This window comes from Streptomyces sp. NPDC104367, assembly GCF_055583825.1.
Window position 1 is genome coordinate 1 of sequence record NZ_JBVJND010000073.1, and the last position, 11,073, is coordinate 11,073.

At 69.5% G+C, this 11,073-nt stretch carries 10 protein-coding genes and 1 pseudogene; 8 read left to right on the top strand and 3 right to left on the bottom strand.

Annotated elements, in window-relative coordinates; all coding sequences use genetic code 11:
- Nucleotides 1-71 precede the first annotated feature (71 nt).
- Nucleotides 72-356, bottom strand: coding sequence for a hypothetical protein (locus tag ACZ619_RS45425; protein ID WP_469611879.1), 285 nt, complete (start codon nucleotides 354-356; stop codon nucleotides 72-74).
- A 591-nt stretch (nucleotides 357-947) separates the two neighbouring features.
- On the opposite strand from ACZ619_RS45425, the gene ACZ619_RS45430 reads away from it, so the two are divergent.
- The 5 genes from ACZ619_RS45430 (at nucleotide 948) to ACZ619_RS45450 (ending at nucleotide 5,578) form a co-directional block, all read left to right on the top strand.
- A complete protein-coding gene (locus ACZ619_RS45430) occupies nucleotides 948-2,840 on the top strand; it encodes an ATP-binding protein (protein ID WP_469611880.1) in 1,893 nt (630 codons plus the stop codon).
- Between the two features lie 111 nt (nucleotides 2,841-2,951).
- Nucleotides 2,952-3,371, top strand: coding sequence for a roadblock/LC7 domain-containing protein (locus ACZ619_RS45435; RefSeq protein WP_469611882.1), 420 nt, complete (start codon nucleotides 2,952-2,954; stop codon nucleotides 3,369-3,371).
- Complete coding sequence (locus ACZ619_RS45440; RefSeq protein WP_469611884.1) at nucleotides 3,368-3,724, top strand: DUF742 domain-containing protein; 357 nt, start codon at nucleotides 3,368-3,370, stop codon at nucleotides 3,722-3,724. Before ACZ619_RS45435 ends, ACZ619_RS45440 begins: the two co-directional genes overlap by 4 nt.
- Nucleotides 3,705-4,319, top strand: coding sequence for a GTP-binding protein (locus ACZ619_RS45445; RefSeq protein ID WP_469611886.1), 615 nt, complete (start codon nucleotides 3,705-3,707; stop codon nucleotides 4,317-4,319). The genes ACZ619_RS45440 and ACZ619_RS45445 overlap by 20 nt, the downstream gene beginning before the upstream one ends.
- On the top strand, nucleotides 4,316-5,578 hold the full coding sequence (locus ACZ619_RS45450) for a cytochrome P450 (protein ID WP_469611888.1): 1,263 nt from the start codon (nucleotides 4,316-4,318) through the stop codon (nucleotides 5,576-5,578). The genes ACZ619_RS45445 and ACZ619_RS45450 overlap by 4 nt, the downstream gene beginning before the upstream one ends.
- An 83-nt stretch (nucleotides 5,579-5,661) precedes the next feature.
- Here ACZ619_RS45450 and ACZ619_RS45455 read toward each other — a convergent pair whose 3' ends face one another.
- Nucleotides 5,662-6,888: a cytochrome P450 gene (locus ACZ619_RS45455; protein WP_469611889.1), complete on the bottom strand. Its 1,227-nt coding sequence runs from the start codon at nucleotides 6,886-6,888 to the stop codon at nucleotides 5,662-5,664.
- Nucleotides 6,889-7,289: 401 nt separating this feature from the next.
- On the opposite strand from ACZ619_RS45455, the gene ACZ619_RS45460 reads away from it, so the two are divergent.
- Nucleotides 7,290-8,411: an SPFH domain-containing protein gene (locus ACZ619_RS45460; RefSeq protein WP_469611893.1), complete on the top strand. Its 1,122-nt coding sequence runs from the start codon at nucleotides 7,290-7,292 to the stop codon at nucleotides 8,409-8,411.
- Between the two features lie 46 nt (nucleotides 8,412-8,457).
- Nucleotides 8,458-9,540 (top strand): TFIIB-type zinc ribbon-containing protein, encoded by a 1,083-nt coding sequence (locus ACZ619_RS45465; RefSeq protein ID WP_469611890.1) that lies wholly within the window; start codon nucleotides 8,458-8,460, stop codon nucleotides 9,538-9,540.
- Between the two features lie 242 nt (nucleotides 9,541-9,782).
- On the opposite strand, the pseudogene ACZ619_RS45470 reads toward ACZ619_RS45465, so the two are convergent.
- A pseudogene (locus tag ACZ619_RS45470) lies at nucleotides 9,783-9,947 on the bottom strand (pirin family protein); the annotation flags it as partial.
- A gap of 93 nt (nucleotides 9,948-10,040) precedes the next feature.
- On the opposite strand from ACZ619_RS45470, the gene ACZ619_RS45475 reads away from it, so the two are divergent.
- Nucleotides 10,041-11,024, top strand: a complete 984-nt coding sequence (locus tag ACZ619_RS45475; protein WP_469611892.1) for a tyrosine-type recombinase/integrase — start codon at nucleotides 10,041-10,043, stop codon at nucleotides 11,022-11,024.
- Nucleotides 11,025-11,073: the final 49 nt, after the last annotated feature.

Below are 11,073 nucleotides of genomic sequence, written 5' to 3' on the forward strand. Positions count from 1 at the left end.
GAGCCCCGATCACCTACGAGATCACCGTCCACCCAACACCAACTACCCTGGCCCGAGCCGCATAGACGTGTTCAAACTCCGGGGTCAAGGCCCGTTGGCTTGCGTGTACTTACCGAGGTGATGGTGGATGTGGCCGGGCTGCCCCAGGTGGAGGCCTGGCCGTTGGCGTCGCCGATCTCCTCGACCAGGGCGAGGGCTCGCCGGCTGTAGGCGAGGGCCGCCTGCGGGCGGTCGTCGAGCCTGACGTGGTAGCGGCCGATGTCGTCGAGGGCGATGTTCGTGAACGGCGCCGGGCGAGCGGGTCGGCGACTCCGTGACGTCGGTGATCCGTCCGGGCGGATGTGGGTGCAGGCCACCGCCCGCGCCGTTGACGGCTTCTGCCGGGCCCTGGTGTCCGCCGCCGTTCCCTGCGTCGTGCTGCGGCGGGACCTGCCGCTTCGCGTACGTCGTGTGGAGGTCCCCCGGCCTGCGGCCTGAATCCGCCGTTGCCATCCGTGCGCAACCGTCACGCGGTCTTCACGATCAACCGGATTCCTGCACGTCAGTGCCTCGGTTGCCGGTGTGGGTGTGGGGTGTGAGGGGCTGCGCGTGAGCATGGATGGCTGAAAATCGATCACTCGTGGGGGTGATCGATCCCGTGGGTGATGTGCTCTGAGTGTGATGTGACGTCACATCAGGGGGTTTTTCCTGCTGTTTCCTTGTGTGGCGATGTCCGCCCGGAGGCGCAGCCCGTACCACAACGAAACATACGAGCAATGGGATTACGACGAAAATCGGATTAGCGACGAGCTGTGCCGTTGACAGCGGTTTCCTGTGCGGCGGCGTGATTAGCATGAGCCGTGGCTGGCCGGAAGATCGCCTTCCTGCCGGTCGGCCCCCTTCGCGGCCTGCGGCTCTTCGAGCCGCCCTCCTGATTCCCCTGTTCGCACAGACCGAGGGACCGCTCCATGCCAGTGTCTGCTTCACCCCGTCAGCGTCAACCGGTGGGGGTGCTGCGCACCTCGTTCGCCGTGCCGTCGGCTGCGCTGGTGACGAGCGCCGCCGCCGGCGGCGTTGCGGTCGCCTTGGCAGCGTCCGACACCTTCAGGTGGACGCTGGCCGTGGTGGTGACCGCCTGGGTGTGCGTGGCCGTCACCGTCCTCGCCGGCCACCGGCTCGTCCGAAAGGCCCGTAGAACGGTCGCCGAGCAGGAGGCGGAGAAGGGCCGTCTCGTGGCGGAGGCCAACCGGCGTACGGCCGAGATATCCCACCTGGCCGGTGTGACGCTGCCCGCCGTGACCGAACGGCTGCGGGAGGGCGTGAGCGCGGCCGACGTGCTGGGCGGCATCCCGCCGCTGTCCGACCCGCAGCTGCAGCGGCTCACCCACACCTTCGTCGCCGTCGTCGAGGAGAACGTGCGCAGGACAGCCGCCCTGGACGTCGACTGTCGCGAGGTCCGGCACGAGTTGGACCAGACGCTGGACGAACTGCAGCGGCTGGAGCGGGAGACGCTGCCCATCGTGGTTGCCCGGCTTCGCGACGGCCGGTCCGTCGGGACCGTGCTCGCCGAGGTCGAGCTGCCCCGGCTGCCCGCGGTGCGTATCCCGGCAGAATCGTTCGTTCGTGAACTCGCCCACAGCGAACGGCGCGCCGCTGCGGCACAGGCCGCCTCCGCCAAGGCGCTCAGCCGTGTCCAGGCCAAGGCCGTGAGCATGCTCGCCGATCTGCGGGACATGCAGGAGCGGCACGGTGCCGAGGTCTTCGGGGACCTGCTGAAGCTGGACCACGGCACGTCCCAGCTCGGTCTGATGGCCGACCGGTTGGCGCTGCTCATGGGCGGCAGGTCCAGCCGCGCCTGGAACAAGCCGATCGTGATGGAGAGCATCCTGCGCGGTGCCGTCGGCCGCATCGCTGCCTACCAGCGCGTCCGCCTGCACTGTTCCACCCGCGTCGCGGTCTCCGGCTTCGCCGCCGAGGGCGTGATGCACCTGCTCGCCGAACTGATGGACAACGCCGCGAATTTCTCCCCGCCGATCGACGAGGTGCATGTCTACGTCGAGGACCGCAGCGCCGGCATCGTCGTCACCATCGAGGACAGCGGCCTGAAGATGCCCGACGCGGCGATGAGCCGTGCCGAGGAGGCCGTGGCCGGCCATGTCACCGACCTTGCCTCGCTGCAGGGCACCAGGCTCGGACTGGCGGTGGTGGGACGGCTCGCCGTGAAGTACGGCATCAGCGTCAACTACCGTCCCTCCTCACGCGGCGGCACCGGCGTCGTCGTCCTGCTGCCCCTGGACCTGCTCGCCCAGCAGCGCGACCTGGCTTCGCACGACTCGTCCGGCCCGCAGCCCGCAGCGGTGGCCGCTGCCACGGCGGCTCCCTCCGGGCTCGCTCCCGCCTCTGCCGCGCCAACCCCCGTCCCGCTGCGCGACGCCACCATCCGCCCCGCCACCGCCGCGCCCGCCCCGGTCCCGCTGCGCGACGCCACCATCCGCCCCGCCGTCGCGGGACCGCCGGCGGGACCGGACCCGTTCGCGGTCACCGAGAGCTCCGTCGCACGGCCCGGGACTCCCGACCCGGGACGGCACCGGCGGCCCGACGGCACCACACCGAACGGTCTTCCGGTCCGGGCCCCCGGCCGCACCATGGCCGAAGCGGACCGGGAACGCGAACAGCGCATGCGGGCGTCCGGGCAGGCCGGTGACGTACCGGCGGCACCGCACCCAGCACGCGACGCGGGCTCGCGGTTCGGCGCTTTCCACCGTGCGCGGCAGGCCGGGAACGGCACGGGCACCGGAGACGGCACCGATACCGCCCTGCCGGGTGCTCGGTCCGAGGCAGAGCCGCCGACGGCTCCGTAGCCCCAGCCGTACGGCGTCAGGGGCGACGACGCCCCGTCCCCCTCAAGTTCGTGAGATAGGAGAAACGGGCCGGTGACCGGTCAGCCGGACACCACCGTCCCATCACTCATCATGCAGACCACCGACAACAGCCTCAGCTGGCTCCTGCACAGTCTCCTGGCGCAGACCCCCGGCGCGCGGCACGCCCTCGTCCTGTCCCGTGACGGTCTGAAGCTCTGCTGGAGCGAGCACCTGACGCTCGACCGGGCCGACCAGTTGGCAGCGATCTGTTCCGGTATCCAGGCCCTTGCCCAAGGGGCTTCCATGGAGTTCGGCGACGGTACCGGCGGCGTGCGGCAGTCGATGACCGAGTTCCACGGCGGCATGCTGTTCATCGTGGAGGCCGGCCAGGGGGCGCATCTCGCCATCGTGGCCGGGGAAGACGCCGATCCCGGCGTGGTCGGTCACCAGATGACAGAGCTGGTCGAGCAGATCGGCGAGCACCTGCGGGCCGAGCCGCGGAGCCAGTCCGCAGGCAGCGGCGCGTCGTGACGCGTAAGCCCGTCGACACGGGCGATCCCGACCGGCTCTACACCGTCACCGGTGGACGCAGCCGTGCCGATGACTCCTTCGACCTGGTCACGCTCATCGTCAGCGAGAGCGGGTCGGTGCCGGGTATGCAGTCGGAACACGTCCGGATCCTGGAAATGTGCCGGCATCCCACCGCCGTCGTCGAGATCGCCGCGGAGCTCGCGCTGCCGGTCACGGTGGTACGGATCCTGCTCGGCGATCTGCTGGACACGGGCCGTATCACCGCCCGCCATCCGCGCGCGGCGCCGTCCGTCGCCTCCATGCCCGATTCCGCTCTACTCCAAGAGGTTCTCCATGGGCTCCGTAACCTCTGAGCTGCCCTCCCACCGCACACCGCTGAACGACACCGCGGAGACCGGTCTGAAGATCGTCGTCGTCGGGGGGTTCGGCGTCGGCAAGACGACTCTGGTCCGCTCGGTGAGCGAGATCCGGCCGCTCAACACCGAGGAGGTGATGACCCAGGCGGGTGTGGGCGTCGACGAGAACGGCGCGGTGGCGACGAAGACCACCACGACGGTCGCGTTCGACTTCGGGCGGATCAGCCTCAACGACAGCATGGTGCTGTACCTGTTCGGAGCGCCCGGTCAGGAGCGCTTCTGGTTCCTCTGGGACAGGTTGTTCTCCGGCACTCTGGGCGCCGTGGTCCTCGTGGACACACGCCGGATGGACGACTCCTGGTACGCGATCGACAGGCTGGAACACCACCGGACCCCCTTCGTGGTGGCCGTCAACCGGTTCGACGACGGTGTCCGGCACTCCCTGGACGAGATCCGACAGGCGCTCGCCCTGCCCGCGCACGTGCCGATGGTCGACTGCGACGCACGGTCCCGGCAGTCCGGCAAGGACGTGCTGATCACCCTCGTCGATCACCTCCACGCCATGGCACTCGCCCAGGAGGCGACACTGTGACCGACTTCGGCTACCCGTCCGCGCACCCGGCGCCCCCGGGCTGCCCCGCCCACGCCGATGCGGTCCGCCTGGGCGGGCTCGAGTACCAGCAGACGCCGTCACAGCTCTACCGGGCGCTGCGCAGGGAGTACGGCCCGGTCGCCCCGGTCCTGCTCGACGGCGACATCCCCGCCTGGCTGGTCCTCGGCTACTCCGAGGTCAAGTACGTGACCAGCCACGACGAGCTGTTCGCCCGCGACTCGCGGCGCTGGAACCAGTGGCCGAACATCCCGCCGGACTGGCCGCTGATGCCCTTCGTCGGGTACCAGCCGTCGGTGCTGTTCACCGAGGGCGAGGACCACCGGCGGCGGTCCGGAGTGATCACCCAGGCGCTGGAGGGCGTCGACCAGTTCGAGCTCTCCTCGGACTGCCAGCTGATCGCCGACGACCTCATCGCACGGTTCGCCGGCAGCGGCCAGGCGGAGCTGATGGGGGAGTTCGCGCACGCCCTGCCCATGCGCGCCGTCGTGCAGATGTGCGGGATGCCGACCTCGGGCGAGGACACCCGCCGGCTCGTCGATGACCTGAGGATCTCCCTGGACGCCGGGGAGGGCGACGATCCCGTGGCGGCGTACGGGCGTGTGGGCGAGCGGCTGCGCCAACTGGTGAAGGACAAGCGGGCCGCCCCCGGCGCGGACGTCACCTCGCGCATGCTGACCGACCGGGCCGGCCTGACGGACGAGGAGATCGTCCAGGACCTGATCTCCGTGATCGCGGCGGCGACGCAGCCCACGGCGAACTGGATCTGCAACACGCTGCGTCTGCTGCTCACGGACGAGCGGTTCGCGGTGAACGTGTCGGGCGGCCGGCTCAGCGTCGGCGAGGCGCTCAACGAGGTGCTGTGGCTGGACACCCCGACGCAGAACTTCATCGGGCGATGGGCCGCGCGGGACGTCCAGCTCGGCGGCCGGCAGATCAGGGCCGGCGACTGCCTGGTGCTGGGGCTGGCCGCGGCCAACACCGACCCGCAGATCTGGCCCGAAGGACATGTGGGCGCGGAGAACGCCGCTCACCTGTCGTTCAGCAACGGCGAGCACCGCTGCCCCTATCCGGCGCCCCTGCTGGCCGACGTGATGGCGCGGACGGCGGTCGAGACGCTGCTGGAGCGGCTGCCCGACCTGGTGCTGGCGGCGGAGCCGGAGGACCTGCTCTGGCGTCCGTCGATCTGGATGCGGGGCCTCTCGGCGCTTCCGGTGCGGTTCACGCCGGTGATGCAGTAGCGCGGGCCCGGGCCGGCGCAGGAGCCCGGGCCCCTGCGACGGGTCGGCAGGTGGTGGATCGGCGAACCGGGCGGTCCGTGCGCTCAGCTGTTCACGGGGGTGAACCGTACCGGCAGCCTCTGTGGACCGCGGGTGAAGACCCCCTGTTCGGTGGGTTCGAATCCGTCGGCGAGACGTACGTCGGGCATGGCGTCGAGGAGCTGCCCGACGCCGGTCTCCACCTCCGCCCTGGCCAGCAGCGCGCCGACGCAGAAGTGTCGGCCGAGCGCGAAGGCGAGATGGTCGGCGGCGGCGGTGAAGGCGGTCGTGGTGGTGAGGTCGTCGCGGAAGATGTCGAAGCGGTCGGCGTCGCGGTACCGGCTCTCGTCGCGGTTGGCGGCACCTATCAGGCAGGTGACGGTGGCCCCCGCGGGTACGGTGCCGCCGCTCAGCTCCACCTCCGTCGCCGACTGCCGCATGATCATGTGGACGGGCGGGGTGAAGCGCAGGGTCTCGGCGAAGGCACGCGGGATCAGCGACCGGTCCGCGCGGACGGCCGCGAGCTGGTCGGGGTTGAGCAGCAGGTTCGCGAAGATGCCGGCGATGGCCTTGTCGGTGGTCTCCCCGCCGGCCGCGAGCAGCAGGCTGCAGAACGCCTTGATGTCCTCGTCGCTCATCCGCACTCCGTCGACCTCGGCGGCGCACAGCGCGGACAGCAGGTCGTCGCCCGGGCTCTCGCGGCGTTCACGGATGATCGGGAGCATGTACTCGGCGAACTCCACCCGGGTCCGCTCACCGGCTGCCGTCACCTCGGGGTCGCCCGACAGATTCCCGAGGAAGGCGATGACGGCCGTGTACCAGCGGTGGAAGCGGGCGTGGTCGGCCTTGTCCAGCCCCAGCATGTCCGCGATGACGTTGACGGGGAAGCGGGTGGCGTAGTCGGCGACCAGGTCGGCGGACCCGGTGTGCCGGAAGGCGTCGATCAGTTCCCGTGAGTTGCGGTCGATGACGGGCAGGAACTTCTGCTCCAGGTCACTGCCGCGGAAGGCGGGGGCGACCAGGGCCCGGCGTACGGCGTGCTCCCGGCCGCTGAGCTGGAGGATCGTCCTGCCGTGCACCGGTTCGAGCTGCCAGCCGTAGTTGTCGGTCGTGAACTCACCGGCCTTGTCCTTGAAGACCCGTGCGACGTCCTCGTAGCGCGAGACGACGTAGCTCCGGGTGGCCTCGTGCCAGACGAGGGGCGCGGTGTCCCGCATGGCCCGGTAGACGGGATACGGGTCGGCGGCGAACTCGGCCGAGAGGATGTCGGGCACCTGCTGCGCGGCGGACATGGGGCTCCCTGGGATCACGATGTCACGGACCGCACAAGGCTAATGATCAAGCATCAGGTGCGACAGGGCGCCCGGAGGGCCGGCCGTCACTGAAGCGGGCGTTGGCTGAAAGAAGTCCATTCGGTGACCCGGCGGACGGTCAGGCGGGGCAGCGGAGAGTCCGTCGGGATCGTGCCGGTGCGGTGGGGCCGCCCTGTACGCGGAGGCGTGGGCGGCGGTCGGCCGAGGGCGTCCGACGGGCGGTCGGGGCCGATGAACTGGGCCGCCCCTGCGTGCAGCCGGATGGACCGCAATTGGCATACTGTCGGCTAGTTACTTGATCGCTGTGGTCCCCGTTCTGCGGTTGGCCGGATGCCGCGGTCTCGCAGAGCACGGGGGAGTGGAGGATTGTCGTGGGGCTGATGGACCGCATCCGCGGTGAGTTCATCGACATCATCGAGTGGACCGACGACGGCCGGGACACCATCGTGTGGCGCTTTCCGCGCTACGGCAACGAGATCAAGATGGGCGCCCGGCTCGTGGTGCGCGAGTCGCAGGTGGCCGTCTTCGTCAACGAGGGCCGCCTGGCCGACGTCTACCAGCCCGGCACTTACACGCTCTCGACGCAGAACATGCCGGTCCTCTCCACGCTGAAGGGCTGGAAACACGGCTTCGAGTCGCCCTTCAAGGCCGAGGTCTACTTCGTCACCACCCGGCAGTTCACCGACTTCAAGTGGGGTACCCAGAACCCGGTGATCCTGCGGGACGCCGACTTCGGCATGGTCCGCCTCCGTGCCTTCGGCACCTTCACCGCCAAGGTCGTGGACGCCGCCGCGCTGCTGCGTGAACTGGTCGGCACGGACCCGCAGTTCCGGACCGAGGAAGTCGGCGAGCACCTGCGGCAGCTCATCGTCTCCAAACTGGGATCGGCCCTGGGCTCCTCCGGCGTGCCGCTGCTGGACCTCGCCGCCCGACAGGACGGCATCGGGGAGCAACTGGCCAGGACCCTGACCGTGGAACTGTCCTCGACGGGCATCGCCATCCCGCGTTTCTACATCGAGAACATCAGCGTTCCGCCCGAGATCGAGGCGGCGATCGACACGCGGTCCCGGATGGCGATCACCGGCAACCTCGACGACTACGCCAAGCTCCAGGCGGCCGACGCGATCCCGATCGCCGCAGCCAACCCCGGCACCGGCGGTGAAGCGCTCGGCCTCGGCGTGGGCATGGCGCTGGGCCAGCGGATCGTGCAGAGCACGTCCGGCGGAGCGGTTTCCCCGGTCCCGGCGGCGCAGCCCGCTCCCGCCCCTGCCGACGTCCCGCCGCCGCTGCCCACCGCGCCTCGCTGGTTCATCGCGGTCGGCGGGCAGCAGCAGGGTCCCTACGACGAGAGCGCGCTGGCCGGACAGGCAGCGGCCGGCAACCTGACCCGCACCACGCTGGTCTGGCGCAGCGGGCAGGCCGCCTGGCAGCCCGCAGACCAAGTCCAGGAACTGGCGCCGCTGCTCGCCGACGTCCCGCCGCCGCTGCCCCCGCAGAGCTGAGATCCGCCCCGGAACCTCCCGGCAACAGGGCTCAAGGAGAAGTGAGTTGACGGACCAGAATGTCGCGCCGGCGCCTGACCGGGCGTTCCAGTGCGAGGCGTGCGGTGGTGTCAGCGAGTACGCGCCCGGGACGTACGCGCTGCGCTGCCCCTACTGCAGGCACGAGCAGGACATCACGCCAGTACCACGGCAGGTGACCGAGCACCCGATCGAGGAACTGGCCGCACTGCCCCGCCGGGCAGCCGTGCCGGGCCGGGTGAAGGTGTACACCTGTCCCGGCTGCCACGCGGTCACCGAGAGCGACACGCTCAGCGACAAGTGCCAGTTCTGCGCCACCCCGCTGGTCGCGGACGCCTCCGGCACCGAGCGCGTGGTGCCCGAGGCGGTGCTGCCCTTCGGGGTGGGCCGGGAGCAGGCCCGTGACGCGCTGTCGAAGTGGACCAGGTCCCGCTGGTTCGCGCCCGAGGAGCTTAAGAAGGTCACCGAGGCGGAGACCTTCCGGGGCAGCTACCTGCCGCACTGGACGTACGACGCGCAGACCACCACCCGGTACACCGGTGAGCGGGGCGAGCACTACTGGGTCGAGGAAGAGGACTCCGAGGGCAACAAGCGACGGGTGCGGCACACCCGCTGGCATCACACCTCCGGGACGGTCGACCGCTTCTTCGACGACGTGCTGGTGCCCGGCAGCGGCCAGGTGGCGGTGGAGGAACTGGACAAGCTGGCCCCCTGGCCACTGGAGGAGACCGTTCCCTACCAGGAGGAGTATCTGGCGGGCTTTCGCACCGTCCGGTACGACGTCGAGCCGGAGACCGGCCTGGAGTCGGCGAAGGCACGGATGGCGCCGGTGATCCGCGCCGACTGCAAGCGGGACATCGGCGGTGACGAGCAGCGTGTGCACTCGACATCCACCCGCTACAGCGGCGTCACGTACAAGCTCGTGCTGCTGCCCGTCTGGTTCCTGACCTACCTCCACGCCGGCAAGGCGTGGCCGGTGATGGTCAACGCCCGCACCGGCGAGGTCATCGGCAAGCGGCCCTACAGCGCACTGAAGATCACCCTGGCGTCGGTCGGCGCCGCGCTGCTGATCGCCTTGGCGGTCCTCCTCGTGATGGCGTCGCGCAACTGAGGACGCAGTCGGCGGGCGTGCCTGCGTACACCGGCGGTCTCCGTGACCCGCTGCGGCCTGCGGCGCAGTCAGCACTGGTTCTGCCAAAGCAGCCCGCAGACGCCCGCACTCTTGAATCGAGAGAGCCCCGGCACGTGCCGCTTCGCCACCCGCCGGGGTCTCCTGCTGCCGCTGATCACCCTCGCCTTGAGGGTGGCTGCGCGGCCTTCACCTCTTGGATGGGAAGGTGCTGTTCGTGCAGTTCAGCGCACTCTTCCGCGGGGCTTGAGCGGAGTTGACGGCAGTTCCGGTGCCGACAGCGGGCCGCCGTCGTACCCCTTCACCTCACCAAAACGGCCACCCTTGGCCCAGTCCTCCCGCGCCTGCACGATCTCCTCTTGGGAGCGGGCGATGAAGTTCCACCACATATCGAACCCCATCGCTGTTCCTGCTGGTCAGAGGGGATCGAGACCCCTGCTGGTCAGCAAAAGGTCAGCATCGGTCGTGGGGAGTCGTTCGACGTGGCGCAGAGGTCGTTGCCCAGGGGCATGGGTTCGTTCTTCAAGGAGTGCGGTCACCCGCAGTTGCGGTGGGCGAAGTGCCCTCATCCATACAAGATCCGGTACCAGTCGGCGGCGGGGAGTCAGGCAGAGGAGTCCGGGTTCGCGAACCAGGACGACGCCATCGAGCGACTGACAGAGGTCTACAAAGAGAAGAAGGCTGCGAGGCGATCGGACACGAAGGCAGAGCGCATCCGCAAGTACGGGTCGATGCGCTTCGCGGACTACACCGAGGAGTGGAAGGCCAGGCAACGGCACCTGGCTGCTCAGTCGGTGCGGCACCTCGACTCCCTCCTGGAGCACCACATCTACCCGGCCCTCGGCAGTCGACGGATGAACTCCTTTGACCACAAGGTGGTCGACGGTTTCATCCGCACCATGGAACGCAACGGCGCTGGCCTGGCCACCCAGTCCAATGCCTTCGGCAAGGTCCGGGCGGTCCTTCTCGACGCCCATCGCCTTGGCATCTTCGCCGACAACCCCGTGGCCGGGATCAAAGCACCGCAGTACGACCCGGCGCGGACCGTCATACCGTCTGTCGAACAGCTGCGTGCCATACGCACCTCGGGCGACGACGCGTTCATGGTGATCGTCGACATGATGAGCGGCTGTGGCCTCCGGATCGGCGAAGCGGCGGCGGTCAATCTCAACAACATCGTGGCCAACGACGTTTACCGTGTCAGCGAGCAGGTCGTGATGGCCCTCGGTGAGTACGGGCCGCTCAAGCACCGGAAGGTGGGCGAGTACCGCGATGTTCCGCTGCCGGCGAGGGGCAGGGAGACCATCGAGTGGTATGCCGAGAAGTACGGAACCATCGATGGCTACCTGCTCCGTCAACCGACAGATCCGACTAGCTTGATCTTTAACCTGTGCGGCGGGGTTTGGGGGTGGTTGACCTCGGGCCCTGACCCTGGAGTTTGGACACCGGAGAGACTTGGATCTTGATGGTCCAGGAGAACGGAGTCCCTGTGGGGATGAAGCATTACCCCGCCGA